This window comes from Alicycliphilus sp. T452 (assembly GCF_054512775.1).
In genome coordinates this window covers 186,004-202,141 of sequence record NZ_JBTNEH010000005.1, presented here as the reverse complement: position 1 = coordinate 202,141, position 16,138 = coordinate 186,004, and the positions used below count along the sequence as shown (strand labels likewise).

The following is a 16,138-nucleotide window of genomic DNA, read 5'->3' as shown; positions in this document are numbered from 1 at the left end:
CCCACCCCTGCCCGGAGCCTGCGCCATGGTTGAACACCGCCCCGGCCTGACCTTCGTCTCGCATCTGGTGCTCATCCTGGGCATCATGCTGATCGCCTTCCCCATCTACCTGGCGTTCGTCGCCTCCACCCACACGCGCGACGCCATCCTGCAGGTGCCCATGCCTCTGGTGCCGGGCGCCCACATGGTCGAGAACTACACGGCCGCGCTGACCGGTGCCGACACCCAGGGCGCGCGCGTGGTGGTGGGCCGCATGATGTGGATCAGCTTCGTCACCGCCATGGTGATCGCCGTGGGCAAGATCGCCATCTCGCTGCTGTCGGCCTTCGCCATCGTCTACTTCCGCTTCCCGTTCAAGAAGATCGTGTTCTGGATGATCTTCGTGACGCTGATGCTGCCGGTGGAGGTGCGCATCCTGCCCACCTACAAGGTGCTGGCCGACCTGAACATGCTCAACACCTACGCGGGCCTGACGGTGCCGCTCATCGCCTCGGCCACCGCCACCTTCCTGTTCCGGCAGTTCTTCCTCTCGGTGCCCGACGAGCTGGTGGAGGCCGCGCGCATCGACGGCGCGGGCCCCATGCGCTTCTTCAAGGACGTGCTGGTGCCGCTGTCGCAGACCTCGATCGCGGCGCTGTTCGTCATCCAGTTCATCTACGGCTGGAACCAGTACCTGTGGCCGCTCCTGGCCACCACCAGCGAGGACATGTACCCGGTGGTGATCGGCATCAAGCGCATGATCGCCTCGGGCGACGCGGCGGTGGACTGGAACCTGGTGATGGCCACCGCCATCCTGGCGATGGTGCCGCCCGCGATCGTGGTGGTGCTGATGCAGCGCTGGTTCGTCAAGGGCCTGGTCGATACCGAGAAGTAAAACGAAAACGCGAGAACACCCCAACATGTCCGCCATCTCCTTTCGCAACGTCATCAAACGCTACGGCAAGGGCGCCAAGGCCAACCAGGTCATCCACGGCGTGAACGCCGAGATCAAGGACGGCGAATTCGTCGTCATCGTCGGCCCGTCGGGCTGCGGCAAATCCACGCTGCTGCGCATGGTCGCCGGGCTGGAGGAGATCAGCGGCGGCGAGATCGCCATCGGAGCGCGCGTGGTCAACGACCTGGAGCCCGCCCGGCGCGACATCGCCATGGTGTTCCAGAACTACGCGCTCTACCCGCACATGACGAACTTCGAGAACATGGCCTACGGCCTGAAGATCGCCAAGGTGCCCAAGGACGAGATCCGCCGCCGCGTGGACAAGGCCGCGAAGATCCTCGAACTCTCGCACCTGCTGGAGAGGAAGCCCCGCGAACTCTCGGGCGGCCAGCGCCAGCGCGTGGCCATGGGCCGCGCCATCGTGCGCCAGCCGCAGGTGTTCCTGTTCGACGAGCCGCTGTCCAACCTCGACGCCAAGCTGCGCGCGCAGACGCGCATCGAGATCCAGAAGCTGCACGCCGAGCTGGGCATCACCAGCCTGTTCGTCACCCACGACCAGGTCGAGGCCATGACGCTCGCGCAGCGCATGATCGTGATGAACGCGGGCAACATGGAGCAGTTCGGCACGCCCGAGGAGGTCTACCACCGGCCCGCCTCCACGTTCGTCGCGAGCTTCATCGGCTCGCCGCCCATGAACCTGCTCAAGAACGCGCCGGGCTCCCAGTCCGGCGCCATCCTCGGCATACGGCCCGAGCACCTCGACGTGACCCCCGGCAGCGGCTGGGCCATGCAGGTGGACACCGTGGAACTGCTGGGCGCCGAACGCCTGGTCTACGGCCGCGTGGGCGACGACGCGCTCATCGTGCGCATCGAGGAAGGCGCCCCGGCGCCCCGGCCGGGCGAGACCATCCACGTCACCCCGCGCGAAGGCCGCACCCACTTTTTCGACACCGCCACCGGCAAGCGCCTGCCATGACCGCCCCCTGGCCCTACCCGCGCTGGATCGCCCACCGCGGCGCCGGCAGGCTCGCGCCCGAGAACACCCTGGCGGCCTTCCGCCTGGGCGCGCAGCATGGCTACCGCATGTTCGAGTGCGACGCCAAGCTTTCCAGCGACGGCGTGGTGTTCCTGATGCACGACGCCACGCTGGAGCGCACCACCAGCGGCCACGGCGTCGCAGGCGAGCAGTCATGGCGCGACCTGGCCCAGCTCGACGCGGGCGGCTGGCATTCGCGCCAGTACGCGGGCGAGCCCCTGCCCACGCTGGCCAACGTGGCGCACTGGTGCATCGCCAACGGCTGCCACCTGAACATCGAGATCAAGCCCACGCCCGGCACCGAGCTGGAGACCGGCCGCGCCGTGGCGCAGCGCGCCGCGCGCCTGTGGCAGGGCCAGGCCGTGCCGCCGCTGCTGACCTCGTTCAAGCCCCAGGCCCTGGCCGCCGCGCGCGAGGCCGCGCCCGGTCTGCCGCGCGGCCTGCTGCTGGACCAGCTGCACCCGGGCTGGCTGGACGAGGCGCGCGCGCTGGGCTGCCTGGCCGTGGTCTGCAACCACGCGCTGTGGAGCGCCGCCACCGTGGCCGAGGTGCACGACGCCGGCCTGCGTGCCCTGAGCTACACCGTGAACGACGAATGGGCCGCCGAGCGCCTGATCGCGCTGCGCACCGACGGCATCATCACCGACCGCGTGGACCTGTTCCCGGCCGCATAAAGCGGCACCGTCCTTCAAGCGCCAGCCATGCGGCTCCCGGACAATGCGCGCATGCAACGCCACCGTTTCCTGCCCTGGCTGCTCCTGCTTTGCCTGGCCGCCAGCCTGAGCCTTTGGCCCGCCCAGGCCGAGAACCGCACGGCCGCCACGGCCGCCGCCGAGAAGTCCGCCGACGAACCGCCCCTGCCGCCCGTGGACGAGCTGCGCCGCCAGCTCGACGCCCTGCCCCAGAAGATCGGCGAACAGGACGACGGCCGCAAGCTCCTGGCCGAGGTGAACGCCATAGGCGCCGCGGCCGAGCGCCTGGCCGCGCGTCGCACGGCCGACCTGGCGGACGTGGACCTGCGCCTCTCGGGCCTGGGCCCCGCGCCCGAGAAGGGCTCGCCCGCCGACACGCCCGACGTGGCCGAGCAGCGCGCCGCGCTGAACAAGCAGCGCACGGCCATCGACGCGGAGCTCAAGCTCGCGCGCCTCGTCGCCGTCGATGCCGCGCAGCGCGGCACCGACCTGATCCGCCAGCGCCGCGCACAGTTCCAGGCGCAGCTCACCACGCGCACGGACTCGCCGCTGGGCATCTCCTTCTGGCGCAACCTTCGCAATTCCGCGCCCACCGACGGCGCGCGGCTGCGGGCGCTGGCGGGCGAGCTGCACGACGCCGCGGCCGCCGCCGCGCAGCCGCCGCACCGCGCCGCGTTCGCGGGCTACCTCGCGCTGGCGCTGCTGCTGGCGGTGGCGGGCACCTGGGCGGCCGAGCACGTCCTCATGCGCGTGCTGCCGCCGCGCCTGCCCGCCGCGCGGCTGCGGCGCTCGCTGCTCGCGGCGTCGGCCATCGCGGCCAACGTGCTCATCATCAGCGCGGCGCTGCAGTTCGTCTGGAGCGCGGTTGCGCTCGGCGGCCCGCTGCCCGAGAACCTGCGCGCGCTGCAGCAGGCCACGCTGCGCGCCGCCGCCTACGCGGCGTTCACCATCACGCTGGGGCACGCGCTGCTGTCGCCGCGGCGCAGCTCGTGGCGGCTGCTGCCGATATCCGACGGACTCGCGCGGCGCCTGGCGCGGTTCCCGTGGTGGGTGGGCCTGCTGTCGGCGCTGGGCGTGCTGGTGGCCGACGTGAACGACATCGTGGGCGCGAGCCTCGCGGCCGAGGTGCTGGTGCATGCCGCGTTCGCGCTGCTGGTGTCGGCCACCATGGCCATGGCGCTCGGGCGCATGCGCGTGGGCGAGGCGCAGCCGGACGCCCCGCCCCAGCCGCTGTGGGTGGGGCTGCTGCTGGCCGGCGCGGGCATCGCGGTGACTGCCGCCGTGCTGGCCGTGGCGCTGGGCTTCGTGGCGCTGGCGGGCACGCTCGCGCGGCAGATGGCGTGGAGCAGCGTGGTGTTCGCCAGCATCTACCTGCTGGCGCACCTGGCCGACGACCTGTGCGACGCGATCCTGTCCTCGCGCGGAGGCTTCGGCGCGCGCATCCACGCCACGCTGGGCATCGACGCGCCGCTGCTCGACCAGGCGGCGGTGCTCATATCGGGCGTGCTGCGCGTGGCGCTGTTCTTCTACATGCTCATCGCGCTCATGGCGCCGTTCGGCACCGGGCCCGACGAACTGTTCCGCCGCGGCACGAACGTGGACCACAGCCTCAGGATCGGCGACCTCGCGCTCGCGCCGCAGGCCCTGTTCACGGCGCTGGCCGTGGTCTGCGGCGGCTTCCTCGCGATCCGCATGAGCAAGCGGTGGCTGACCGAACGCTACTTCCCGCACACCACGCTGGAGCCCGGCATGCGCAGCTCCATCGTCACGTTGCTGGGCTACGTGGGCGGCGTGGTGGTGATCGCCGTGGCGCTGGCGGGCCTGGGCATCAGCGTGGAGCGCATCGCCTGGGTGGCGAGCGCCCTGTCGGTGGGCATCGGCTTCGGGCTGCAGGCCATCGTGCAGAACTTCATCTCGGGCCTGATCCTGCTGGCCGAGCGCCCGGTAAAGGTGGGCGACTGGGTGGTGCTGGGCGACACCGAGGGCGACGTGCGCCGCGTGAACGTGCGCGCCACCGAGATCCAGCTGGGCGACCGCTCCACCGTGATCGTGCCCAACTCCGAGTTCATCACCAAGACGGTGCGCAACGTGACCGCGGGCGGCGCGCAGGGCCGCGTGCTGCTGCGCCTGCCCGCGCCGCTCGATACCGACGCGCGGCGCATGCGCGCGCTGATCCTGCAGGCCTTCGAGGCGCACGAGGGCGTCCTGGACACCCCCGCCCCCTCGGTCACGCTGGAGGGCATACAAAGCGGCACGCTCACCTTTCTGGCCATCGGCTATGTGAGCAGCCCGCGCCAGATCGGCGGCGTGCGCAGCGACCTGCTGTTCGCCATCCTCGATGCGCTGCGCGAGGCGGGCCTGGCCTTGTCGCCGCCCGCCACCACGGCGGTGGCCCAACCCCTGGGCGGGCCGTTCCAGGACCTGCCGGCACCGGCGGAAAAGGCTTGATGCCTTGCCATTGATGGCCGCCGGCGCTTCCTGGACAGGCGCCTGCGGCTCTGTCCGGGGGGCTTCAACCGCGCCAGGCGCGCAGCAGCAGCCACTGGCTGGTGGCGCAGGCCAGCACCAGGGCGGCGTAGGTGAGCATCCTGCCGTCGCGGCCCAGCAGCGCCATGCCCACGACCAGCGCCGCGCAGCCGACTATGAAGTTGATAGCTATTGGCGCAATCCAGCCATGCGCTTTCGCCATTTTTCGCATAAAGACATGGCCGCACAGAACCAGCAGCACGGCCACCGCGAAGGCGGGGGCGGCGAAGTTCAGCAGGTGGTTGATGGCGGCGAGCGGGCTCATGCGTACATGATGCAAATCAAGACATTGGCGCAGCCGCCAAACCCGATTGCGCGTCCGATTTTATAATCGTGCCCCATGGCAGTCTGGGCCCTTGGCATCAATCACCACACCGCACCGCTCGATCTGCGCGGACGGTTCGCATTCGCCGTGGACCAGATCGCGCCCACGCTGCACGGCCTGCGCCAGTCGCTGGCCCAGGGTTCGGGCCGCCACCCGGACGTGGAAACGGCCATCATCTCCACCTGCAACCGCACCGAGATCTACTGCGCCGCCGAGGCCCCGGCCCTGGACCACACGCTGGACTGGCTGGCCGCCAGCGGCGGCGTGAGCCCCTCGCTGCTGCGCTCGCACTCCTACACGCTCGAAAGCGGCCTGGTCGCGCGCCACGCCTTCCGCGTGGCCAGCGGGCTCGATTCCATGGTGCTGGGCGAGGCCCAGATCCTCGGCCAGATGAAGGACGCCGTGCGCGCCGCCGAGGGCGCCGGCGTCCTGGGCACCACGCTCAACCAGTTGTTCCAGCGCAGCTTCGCCGTGGCCAAGGAGGTGCGCACCAGCACCGACATCGGCGCGCACAGCATCAGCATGGCCGCCGCGGCCGTGCGCCTGGCGGGCCAGCTGTTCGAGGACCTGTCGCAGATCCGCGTGCTGTTCGTGGGCGCGGGCGAGATGATCGAGCTGTGCGCCACGCACTTCGCGGCCCGCAATCCCAAGCAGATCGCGATCGCCAACCGCACGCTGGAGCGCGGCGAGAAGCTCGCCGCGCGCTTCGGCGGCGAGGTCATGCGCCTGGCGGACCTGCCCGACCAGTTGCACGAGTTCGACGCCATCATCAGCTGCACCGCGAGCAGCCTGCCCATCATCGGCCTGGGCGCCGTGGAGCGGGCCCTGAAGAAACGCCGCCACCGCCCCATCTTCATGGTCGACCTGGCCGTGCCGCGCGACATCGAACCCGAGGTCAAGCAGCTCGAGGACGTGTACCTCTACACCGTGGACGACCTGGCCGGCGTGGTGCAGACCGCCCAGGCGAACCGCCAGGCCGCCGTGGCCCAGGCCGAGGCCATCATCGACGCCGGCGTGCAGAGCTTCATGCACTGGATGGACCTGCGCAGCCCCGCCGGCCACGCGGGCGGCGTGGTGCCGCTGATCCGCCAGCTCAACAGCCAGGCCGACGAATGGCGCGCGCTGGAAATCGCGCGCGCCAAGCGGCTGCTGGCCAAGGGCGAGGACATCGACACGGTGCTCGAGGCCCTCTCGCGCGGCCTCACCCAGAAGATGCTGCACGGCACCATGGCCGAGCTGCGCGCCGGCGACGCCGACGCGCGCGCGCAGACGGCGCAGGCCGTCTCGCGCCTGTTCCTGCGCGCCTCCTCCAAGGGCTAGCGGCGCCAGCTGCAGCACTTCAAGCCAAATCGGCACAAAACGCTTGCCAGGCAAGCGCCAGAAGCTACTTTAAACGTAGCAAACACTGATCCCCTACCGATGAAACCCTTTCTCCGCAGCCAGTTGGAGCGCTACGCACAGCGCCTGCAAGAGCTCGATTTCCTGCTCTCGCGCGAAGACATCATGGCCGACATGCAGCAGTACCGCAGCATCTCGCGCGAGCACGCCGACGTGACCGCCGTGGCCGGGCGCTACGCCCGCTACCGCCAGCGCGAGGCCGACCTGGAAGGCGCGCGCGGGATGCTCGAAGACCCCGACATGGCCGAGATGGCGCAGGAGGAGATCGCCGCCGCCGAAGCCGAGCTCGCGCAGCTCGAGGACGAGCTGCAGCGCCTGCTGCTGCCCAAGGACCCTGACGGCGAACGCAACGCCTTCGTCGAGATCCGCGCCGGCACGGGGGGCGACGAGTCGGCCCTGTTCGCGGGCGACCTCGCGCGCATGTACACGCGCTACGCCGCCACGCAGGGCTGGAAGGTCGAGATCCTGAGCGCCAACGAGAGCGAGCTCGGCGGCTACAAGGAAGTGGTGCTGCGCATCGAGGGCGACCACGTGTACGGCGCGCTGCGCTTCGAATCCGGCGGCCACCGCGTGCAGCGCGTGCCCGCCACCGAGACGCAGGGCCGCATCCACACCAGCGCCTGCACCGTGGCCGTGATGCCCGAGCCCGATGAGGCCCAGGCCATCACGCTGAACCCCGCCGACCTGCGCATCGACACCTTCCGCGCCAGCGGCGCGGGCGGCCAGCACATCAACAAGACCGACTCCGCCGTGCGCGTGGTGCACCTCCCCACGGGCATCGTCGCCGAATGCCAGGACGGGCGCAGCCAGCACGCCAACAAGGCCAAGGCCCTGCAGGTGCTGCAGGCGCGCATCCAGGACAAGGAGCGCAGCGAGCGCGCCGCCAAGGAGGCGGCGCTGCGCAAGGGCCTGATCGGCAGCGGCGACCGCAGCGACCGCATCCGCACCTACAACTTCCCCCAGGGCCGGCTCACCGACCACCGCATCAACCTCACGCTGTACAAGCTGCTGGCCATCATGGAGGGCGACCTCGGCGAAGTGCTGCAGGCCCTGCAGCACGCGCGCGAGGCCGAGCTGCTGGCCGAGCTCGAAACCGCGGTTTGAAGAAAATCGGCCTCCAGCGCCCACCAGAAAAGCGTAAGCAGCTATGAATGAGATAGCAACCATCGCCCAGGCGCTCGCGCGGGCGCAGGCCCGCGGCCTGGCGCGCATCGACGCGCAGATGCTGCTGCTGCACGCGCTGGGCCGCCCCACCGGCGACCGCGCCTGGCTGCTCGCGCACGACACCGACCCGCTGGACGCGCCCGCCCTGGCCCGCTACCAGGCGCTGTGCGCGCGCCGCGCGGCCGGCGAGCCCGTGGCCTACCTCACAGGCAGCAAGGAGTTCTACGGCCTGCCCCTGCGGGTGGACGCCCGCGTGCTCGACCCGCGCCCCGACACCGAAACCCTCGTGGACTGGGCGCTGGAGCTGCTCGCCCCCCTGCCCGCCCCGCGCGTGGCCGACCTGGGCACCGGCAGCGGCGCCATCGCCCTGGCGCTGCAGCACGCGCGCCCCGATGCCCGGGTGCTGGCCGTGGACGCCAGCGCCGGCGCCCTGGCCGTGGCCCGCGCCAACGCCGAGCGGCTGGGCCTGCCCGTGCGGTTCGTGCAGGGCGACTGGCTCGCGGGCATCGCCGGGCCGTTCGACGCCATCGTCAGCAACCCGCCCTACATCCCCGCGCAGGACCCGCACCTGGCAGCGCTCGCGCACGAACCCCTCTCGGCCCTGGCCAGCGGCGCCGACGGGCTGGACGACATTCGCGCCATCGTCGCCCAGGCGCCGGCGCGGCTCGCGCCCGGCGGCTGGCTGCTGCTGGAGCACGGCTGGGACCAAGCCGGCGCCGTGCAGGCGCTGCTGCGCGCCGCGGGCTTCGCGCAGGTTCAGAGCCACGGCGACCTGGCCGGCATAGCCCGATGCACCGGCGGGTCAATGCCCGCGGCGGGCCGGCAGTGAAATAATCCCGGGTTACCGCCCTGCCCCAGGGCCCCTCTTCCAGGAGTACACACCCCATGAGCGACGTCCAGCAACGCATCGACCAACTGGTCAAATCCAACGACATCCTGCTGTTCATGAAAGGCAACGCCAGCTTTCCCATGTGCGGCTTCTCGGGCCGCGCCGTCCAGATCCTCAAGGCCTGCGGTGTCGATCCCAAGGACATCGCCGCCGTGAACGTGCTGGAGGACGACGAGATCCGCCAGGGCATCAAGGACTACAGCAACTGGCCCACGATCCCGCAGCTCTACGTGAAGGGCGAGTTCATCGGCGGCTCGGACATCATGATGGAGATGTACGAGTCGGGCGAGCTGCAGCAGGTGCTGGGCACCCAGCAGGCCGGCTGAACCCGCCGCCGCGCGCAGGAATCGACCGCTCTCCGGAGCGGTTTTTTCTGCCCGGCAAATGCGGGATTGTTCCGACAAACAGCCGGCGCGCGCCGTGCTTGAATCATTGCGTGTCTTGCTTCGGATCAGGAGACGTGCCATGACCGGTCACAGCCTCGTCCCCCACACCCCGGCCCTGTCGCTGCCGGTGGCGCAGATGCGCAGCGTGTTCCACCCCGGCGACGTCGAGCGCAGGCTTGCGCGCCTGCAGGAAGCGGGCAGCCAGCGCGAATACGAGAACCTGCGCGTCGTCTATGAACGCATGCTCGAACGCGGCCCCGAGCGCTTCCAGGTCAAGCCCTCGGGCGTGCCCGACATGGCGCCGCTCTACGAGCACCTGCCCAACTTCACCGAGGTGCTCGACGACGTGAAGCGCCACGTCGCCCTGGCGCAGGACAGCCGCGACGGGCTGGAGGTCACGCCCATGCTGCTGCTGGGCCCGCCCGGCATCGGCAAGACGCACTTCGCGCGCCAGCTCGCCGAGCTGCTGGGCACGGGCATGAACCTCGTGCCCATGAGCTCGATGACGGCGGGCTGGCTGCTCTCGGGCGCATCGTCGCAGTGGAAGGGCGCGCGCCCCGGCAAGGTGTTCGAGGCGCTGGTCGAGGGCGAGTACGCCAACCCCGTGATCGTCGTCGACGAGATCGACAAGGCCGCGGGCGACGCGCAGTACGACCCGCTGGGCGCTCTCTACGGCCTGCTGGAGCACGACACCGCGCAGAGCTTCACCGACGAGTTCGCCGAGGTCGCCATCGACGCGAGCCAGGTCATCTGGATCACCACGGCCAACGACGAACGCGGCATTCCCGAGCCCATCCTCAACCGCATGAACGTGTTCCAGGTGCAGGCGCCCACGCCGGGCCAGGCCCGCGCCATCGCGCTGAACCTGTACCAGGGCATACGCGCGGGCCACGACTGGGGGCGGCTGGTCGATCCCGAGCCGCAGCCGGCCGTGCTCGACCTGCTGGCGCAGATGCCGCCGCGCGAGATGCGCCGCGCGCTCATGACCGGCTTCGGCAACGCGCGGCTGGCGCGGCGCTCCACCGTCGAGGCGGACGACCTGCCGCGCGCGGCCGGCGCCAAGGGGCGCATCGGGTTCGTGCAATAGGCGCAGGGCCGGGGCTGCGCGCCGCTACACTCGGCGCCATCCCATGACCCTGACCGAAAGCCTCTTCATCATCGGCCTGCTGATCGCGGCCAGCGCGTTTTTCTCGGTGGCGGAGATCTCCCTGGCGGCCTCGCGGCGCCTGCGCCTGCGCCAGATGGCCGACGAGGGCAACGCCCGCGCCGCGCGCGTGCTGCACGTGCAGGAGCAGCCGGGCGACTACTTCACGGTGGTGCAGGTGGGGCTCAACGCCGTCGCCATCCTGGGCGGCATCGTCGGCGAGGGCACTTTGAGCCCCTACTTCGGCGCCCTCTTCGGCCTGTGGCTGCCCGAGGGCCGGGCGCAGGCGCTGGGCTTCCTGGCGTCGTTCCTGGCGGTCACGTCGCTCTTCATCCTGTTCGCCGACCTGTGCCCCAAGCGCCTGGGCATGGCCAATCCCGAGCGGCTCGCGGTGCGCGTGATCGGGCTCATGCAGCTGTGCATGGCGCTGTTCAAGCCCGTCATCTGGCTCTACAGCCGCACGGCCGACATGCTGCTGGCCCTGTCGGGCCTGCCCGTGCAGCGCGACGAGCGCGTCACCTCCGACGACATTCTGGCCATGATGGAGGCCGGCGCGCGCGCCGGCGTGCTGGCGGCGCAGGAGCAGCAGGTGATCGCCAACGTGTTCGAGCTCGACTCGCGCAGCGTGACCTCGGCCATGACGCTGCGCGAGCGCATCGCCTTCTTCCGGCGCGACGACCCCGACGAGCTGATCCGCGCGCGCATTGCCGCCGAACCCTTCTCCACCTACCCCGTGTGCGACGGCGACATCGACCACGTGGTGGGCTACGTGGACGCCAAGGACCTGTTCCAGCGCGCGCTCAAGAACCAGCCGATCTCGCTGGCCGAAGAAGGGCTGGTGCGCAAGGTGCTCATCGTGCCCGACCGCCTGTCCCTGGCCGAGGTGCTCGCGCATTTCCGCCAGGTGCACGAGGACTTCGCGGTCATCGTCAACGAATACAGCCGGGTGGTGGGCGTGGTCACCCTGAACGACGTGATGAGCACCGTGATGGGCGATCTGGTGGGCCCCGCGGACGAGGAGCAGATCGTGCGCCGCGACGAGAACTCCTGGCTCATCGACGGCACGACGCCCATCGAGGACGTGCTGCACGCGCTCGGCATCGACGAGCTGCCCCATGCCGGGGACTACGAGACGCTGGCAGGCTTCCTCATGGTGATGCTGCGCCGCGTGCCGCGCCGCACCGACAGCGTGAGCGTGGGCGGCTACCTGTTCGAGGTGCTGGACGTGGACAGCTACCGCATCGACCAGGTCATGGTCTCGCGGATCGACCGCGCTCAGCAAGCCGGCGCAGAAGTTCAGGCCTGCGCGGACCGGTCCTGAAACAGCCAGCGGCGCTGCGCCGCGAACACCGCGTTCGGATAGGGCGGCTTGCCGCGGCTGCCGTTGTAGCGGCCCAGCGCCATGTACAGGTCGCCGCGCTCGCGGTCCAGGTAGTGGCGCAGGATGACGCAGCCGAAGCGCAGGTTGGTCTGCATGTGGAACAGCTTGCCCGCGTCGCCATCGCCGATGGTGCGCGTCCAGAACGGCATCACCTGCATGTAGCCGCGCGCGCCCACGGGCGAGACGGCGAACTTGCGGAACGCGCTCTCCACCTGGATCAGGCCCAGGACCAGCGCGGCATCGAGCCCCGCGCGCTTGGACTCGTACCAGACGGTCTGCAGGAAATCGCGGCGCACCTCCCAGTCCGGCTTGCTGCGGCGCAGGCGGTCGCTCATGGTGCCCAGCCAGCGCAGGTAGACGAGCCGCGCCTCGGTGGTCGCGAACAGCGGCTCGGGCGGCGCGAGATCGGCCACGGCGGAGCTGAGGGCCGTGCGCACGGAATCGATGAGCGGCTCCTCGAGCTGCCCCCCCGCGTGCGCCGCGGCCGGCAGGCCCAGCCACGCGGCCGGGCCGCCGGCCAGGGCCGCCAGGCATGCGCGGCGCCGTACGCCGGCCGTCATGCCGCCACGCGCTCCTTCACGTAGGCCAGGATCTCCGCCACGCCCACCTTGGTGGCGCCGGCGTCGCGGCGGTGCAGATATTCCACCTGGCCTTCCTTGAGGCCCTTGTCGCCGATGGTGATGCGGTGCGGCACGCCGATCAGCTCCCAGTCGGCGAACATGGCGCCCGGGCGCTCGCCGCGGTCGTCCAGGATCACATCGACCCCGCTGGCCAGCAGCTCGCCGTGCAGCTTCTCGGCCACCGCCTTCACCTCTTCGCTGCGGTCCATGCCGATGGGGCAGATCGCCACGGTGAATGGCGCGATCGCGTCGGGCCAGATGATGCCGCGCTCGTCGTGGTTCTGCTCGATGGCCGCCGCCGGCAGGCGCGTGATGCCGATGCCGTAGCAGCCCATCTCGAAGAAGGCCGGCTTGCCGTCCTCGCCCAGGAAGGTGGCGTTCATGGCCTTGGAATACTTGGTGCCCAGGTAGAACACGTGGCCCACCTCGATGCCGCGCTCGATGGCCAGCGCGCCCTTGCCGTCGGGCGAGGGATCGCCCGCGACCACGTTGCGCAGGTCGGCCACGGCATCGGGCTCGGGCAGGTCGCGGCCCCAGTTCACGCCGGTGATGTGGAAGTCTTCCTCGTTGGCGCCGCAGATCCAGTCGGCCATCAGCGCCACCTCGCGGTCGGCGACGACCTGGACCGGCTTGCGCAGGCCGACGGGGCCGAGGTAGCCGGGCTTGGCGCCGAAATGCGCCTCGATCTCGGCCACGGTGGCGAAGCGGAAGCCCTTGTCCAGCCCCGGCACCTTGGAGACCTTGATCTCGTTCATGTCATGGTCGCCGCGCAGCAGCAGCAGCCAGACCTGGCTCTTGACGATCTCGCCGGCCTCGTTCGTCTCGTCGGTGGCCAGCACCAGCGACTTCACGGTGGTCTGGAGCGGCACGCCCAGCAGCCCGGCCACCTCGGCGCAGGTGGCCTTGCCCGGCGTCGGCGTCCTGGTCATGGGCGCGGCCGCGGCGGGGCGCGGGCCGGCGGGCGCCAGGGCCTCGGCCTTTTCCATGTTGGCCGCGTAGTCGCTCGCGGGGCAGTAGACGATGGCGTCCTCGCCCGTGGCGGCGATCACCTGGAACTCTTCGCTCAGGTCGCCGCCGATGGCGCCCGAATCGGCCGCCACTGCGCGGTAGGAGAGGCCGAAGCGGTCGAAGATGCGCCGGTAGGCCTGGGCCATCGCCTGGTAGCTGGCCTTGGCGCCCGCCTGGTCGCGGTCGAAGCTGTAGGCGTCCTTCATGATGAATTCGCGCCCGCGCATCAAGCCGAAGCGCGGACGGCGCTCGTCGCGGAACTTGGTCTGGATCTGGTAGAGGTTCTTGGGCAGCTGCTTGTAGCTGCGCAGCTCCTGGCGCGCGATGTCAGTGACCACTTCCTCACTCGTCGGCTGGACCACGAAGTCGCGGTCGTGGCGGTCCTTGATGCGCAGCAGCTCGGGGCCCATCTTCTCGAAGCGCCCCGTCTCCTGCCACAGCTCGGCGGGCTGCACCACGGGCATGGAGCATTCCACGGCGCCCGCGCGGTTCATCTCCTCGCGCACGATGGCCTCGACCTTGCGGATGACGCGAAGCCCCATGGGCATGTAGCTGTAAATGCCGGCCCCCAGCTTCTTGATGAGACCGGCCCGCATCATGAGCTTGTGGCTGACGACCTCGGCATCGGCCGGAGCCTCTTTCAGGGTGGAAATGAAGAATTGGGAAGCTTTCATCGAACTTTCATCGAACGCGCACGGCAACTGTGGGTGCTTCGCTTGCCGCGTACAGGGCAGCGTGCATAATGACCACAGTTTTAAAGAATCGGGGTTAGATTATGCTCGACCGGGACGGCTTCCGCCCAAACGTCGGCATCATCCTGCTCAACCAAAGAAACCAGGTATTCTGGGGCAAGCGCATACGCACCCACAGCTGGCAGTTCCCTCAAGGCGGCATAGACCGCGGAGAAAACCCGGAGCAGGCCATGTTCCGCGAACTGCACGAGGAGGTGGGTCTGCAGCCCAGCCAGGTACGTGTGGTTGCCCGCACCCGGGACTGGTTGCGCTACGAGGTGCCTGACCGGTACATCCGCCGCGACGCGCGCGGCCACTATCGTGGACAGAAACAGATCTGGTACCTGCTGCAGCTGCTGGGCCACGACTGGGACCTGAACCTGCGCGCCACCGACCACCCCGAGTTCGACGCCTGGCGCTGGAACGACTACTGGGTGCCGCTGGACGTGGTGGTGGAGTTCAAGCGCGGCGTCTACGAGATGGCGCTCACCGAGCTGGCGCGCTTCCTGCCGCGCTACGACCAGCGCAACCGCTACCTGCGCAGCGGCATGCGCACGCGCGACCCCGAGGGCGGGCAGGCGCCCATGCACCGCGCCGGCTCCCTGCTGGTCAAGCCCGGAATGGAGCTGCCACCCGGGGCCAGCTTCGACCCCGACCCGCAAAGCAGCATGCCGGCGCCGCTGGCGGACGCCCCGCACGGCACGCCGCGCAAGTAGCGGGCGGCAGGGCCAGGCGCGGGTCAGTTGCCGGACACCACCATGTTGTCCCGGTGCACCATCTCCGGCTCGGCCGCATAGCCCAGCAGGCGCTCGAATTCGGACGAAGGCCTGCGGCACAGCAGGCGTGCCTCGGCGCTCGCGTAATTGGCCAGGCCACGGGCGATCTCCGTGCCGCCCGCATCGCGCACGGCGATCACGTCGCCACGCACGAAATCCCCCTCGACCGCGACCATGCCGATGGGCAGCAGGCTCTTGCCTTCGTCGCGCAGCTTGGCGGCCGCGCCCGCATCCACGGTCACCGATCCGCGCAGCTGCAGGTGGTCCACCATCCACTGCTTGCGCGCCTGCTTCTTCTGCGTCTGCGCCACGAGCAGCGTGCCGATGGGCTCGCCCTGCGCCAGGCGCAGCAGCACGTCGGGCTCGCGCCCCCAGGCGATCACGGTGGAGGCGCCCGAGCCCGCCGCGCGCTTGGCCGCCACGATCTTCGTGATCATGCCTCCCTTGCCGATGCTCGAACCCGCGCCGCCGGCCATCACCTCCAGCGCCGGGTCTCCCGCCTGCGCCTCGTGCACGAACCGGGCCCCGGGGTCGCGGCGCGGGTCGGCCGTGTACAGCCCCTTCTGGTCGGTCAGGATGACGAGGGCGTCCGCCTCCACCAGGTTGGCCACCAGGGCGCCCAGGGTGTCGTTGTCGCCGAACTTGATCTCGTCCGTGACCACGGTGTCGTTTTCGTTGATCACCGGCACCACGCCCAGGCGTAGCAGGGTCAGCAGGGTGGAGCGGGCGTTGAGGTAGCGCTCGCGGTCGGCCAGGTCGGCGTGCGTGAGCAGCACCTGCGCGCTGCGCATGGCCTGCTCGCGCAGCTTGGTCTCGTACATCTGCGCCAGGCCCATCTGCCCCACGGCGGCGGCGGCCTGCAGCTCGTGGATCTCGCTGGGGCGGGCGGACCAGCCCAGCCGCTTCATGCCCTCGGCGATGGCGCCGCTGGAGACCATGATGACCTCGCGCGGCTCGCTGCCCTCGCCGCGCACCAGGGCCGCGAGCTGCCGGCTCCACTCCCCGATGGCGACCTCGTCCAGGCCCCGCCCCTCATTGGTGACGAGGCTGGACCCCACTTTGACCACGATGCGACGCGCGTCGCGCAAGACACTGGAAACCATATTTGAATGAAATTAGCCTCTAGCG

At 70.3% G+C, this 16,138-nt stretch carries 15 protein-coding genes; 11 read left to right on the top strand and 4 right to left on the bottom strand.

Annotated elements, in window-relative coordinates:
- Nucleotides 1–25 precede the first annotated feature (25 nt).
- From ugpE to ACX12L_RS06605, 4 genes are read left to right on the top strand one after another with little or no spacing between them, the layout of a single operon-like run.
- Complete coding sequence (ugpE, locus tag ACX12L_RS06620; RefSeq protein ID WP_459261883.1) at nt 26–874, top strand: sn-glycerol-3-phosphate ABC transporter permease UgpE; 849 nt, start codon at nt 26–28, stop codon at nt 872–874.
- 25 nt (nt 875–899) lie between these two features.
- Nucleotides 900–1,910 (top strand): sn-glycerol-3-phosphate ABC transporter ATP-binding protein UgpC, encoded by a 1,011-nt coding sequence (gene ugpC / locus ACX12L_RS06615; RefSeq protein ID WP_459261882.1) that lies wholly within the window; start codon nt 900–902, stop codon nt 1,908–1,910.
- The gene (ugpQ, locus tag ACX12L_RS06610) at nt 1,907–2,644 is read left to right on the top strand and encodes a glycerophosphodiester phosphodiesterase (protein ID WP_459261881.1); all 738 of its coding nucleotides are present in this window, start codon (nt 1,907–1,909) and stop codon (nt 2,642–2,644) included. The genes ugpC and ugpQ overlap by 4 nt, the downstream gene beginning before the upstream one ends.
- Nucleotides 2,645–2,671: 27 nt before the next feature.
- Nucleotides 2,672–5,110: a DUF3772 domain-containing protein gene (locus ACX12L_RS06605; protein ID WP_459261880.1), complete on the top strand. Its 2,439-nt coding sequence runs from the start codon at nt 2,672–2,674 to the stop codon at nt 5,108–5,110.
- Between the two features lie 64 nt (nt 5,111–5,174).
- On the opposite strand, the gene ACX12L_RS06600 is transcribed toward ACX12L_RS06605, so the two are convergent.
- The gene (locus tag ACX12L_RS06600; protein ID WP_459261879.1) at nt 5,175–5,453 is read right to left on the bottom strand and encodes a hypothetical protein; all 279 of its coding nucleotides are present in this window, start codon (nt 5,451–5,453) and stop codon (nt 5,175–5,177) included.
- 75 nt (nt 5,454–5,528) lie between these two features.
- Between ACX12L_RS06600 and hemA the strand changes: the two genes are divergently transcribed.
- From hemA to paeA, 6 genes are all read left to right on the top strand, one after another.
- The gene (gene hemA, locus ACX12L_RS06595; RefSeq protein WP_459261878.1) at nt 5,529–6,833 is read left to right on the top strand and encodes a glutamyl-tRNA reductase; all 1,305 of its coding nucleotides are present in this window, start codon (nt 5,529–5,531) and stop codon (nt 6,831–6,833) included.
- A gap of 99 nt (nt 6,834–6,932) precedes the next feature.
- Nucleotides 6,933–8,015, top strand: a complete 1,083-nt coding sequence (gene prfA / locus ACX12L_RS06590; RefSeq protein WP_459261877.1) for a peptide chain release factor 1 — start codon at nt 6,933–6,935, stop codon at nt 8,013–8,015.
- 43 nt (nt 8,016–8,058) lie between these two features.
- Nucleotides 8,059–8,904 (top strand): peptide chain release factor N(5)-glutamine methyltransferase, encoded by an 846-nt coding sequence (gene prmC, locus ACX12L_RS06585; protein ID WP_459261876.1) that lies wholly within the window; start codon nt 8,059–8,061, stop codon nt 8,902–8,904.
- A gap of 56 nt (nt 8,905–8,960) precedes the next feature.
- Entirely contained in the window at nt 8,961–9,290 is a 330-nt protein-coding gene (gene grxD / locus ACX12L_RS06580) for a Grx4 family monothiol glutaredoxin (protein ID WP_459261875.1), read from the top strand.
- Between the two features lie 139 nt (nt 9,291–9,429).
- Complete coding sequence (locus ACX12L_RS06575; protein WP_459261874.1) at nt 9,430–10,437, top strand: AAA family ATPase; 1,008 nt, start codon at nt 9,430–9,432, stop codon at nt 10,435–10,437.
- 43 nt (nt 10,438–10,480) lie between these two features.
- A complete protein-coding gene (gene paeA / locus ACX12L_RS06570) occupies nt 10,481–11,815 on the top strand; it encodes a polyamine export protein PaeA (protein WP_459261873.1) in 1,335 nt (444 codons plus the stop codon).
- Here the strand turns inward: paeA and ACX12L_RS06565 are convergent.
- Complete coding sequence (locus ACX12L_RS06565) at nt 11,791–12,435, bottom strand: lytic transglycosylase domain-containing protein (RefSeq protein WP_459261872.1); 645 nt, start codon at nt 12,433–12,435, stop codon at nt 11,791–11,793. The genes paeA and ACX12L_RS06565 overlap by 25 nt on opposite strands.
- A complete protein-coding gene (locus ACX12L_RS06560; RefSeq protein ID WP_459261871.1) occupies nt 12,432–14,177 on the bottom strand; it encodes a proline--tRNA ligase in 1,746 nt (581 codons plus the stop codon). The genes ACX12L_RS06565 and ACX12L_RS06560 overlap by 4 nt, the downstream gene beginning before the upstream one ends.
- A 101-nt stretch (nt 14,178–14,278) precedes the next feature.
- Here ACX12L_RS06560 and ACX12L_RS06555 point away from each other — a divergent pair, with 101 nt between their 5' ends.
- On the top strand, nt 14,279–14,950 hold the full coding sequence (locus ACX12L_RS06555) for an RNA pyrophosphohydrolase (RefSeq protein ID WP_459261870.1): 672 nt from the start codon (nt 14,279–14,281) through the stop codon (nt 14,948–14,950).
- A 23-nt stretch (nt 14,951–14,973) separates the two neighbouring features.
- Here ACX12L_RS06555 and proB read toward each other — a convergent pair whose 3' ends face one another.
- Nucleotides 14,974–16,113: a glutamate 5-kinase gene (proB, locus tag ACX12L_RS06550; RefSeq protein ID WP_459261869.1), complete on the bottom strand. Its 1,140-nt coding sequence runs from the start codon at nt 16,111–16,113 to the stop codon at nt 14,974–14,976.
- Between the last annotated feature and the right edge of the window lie 25 nt (nt 16,114–16,138).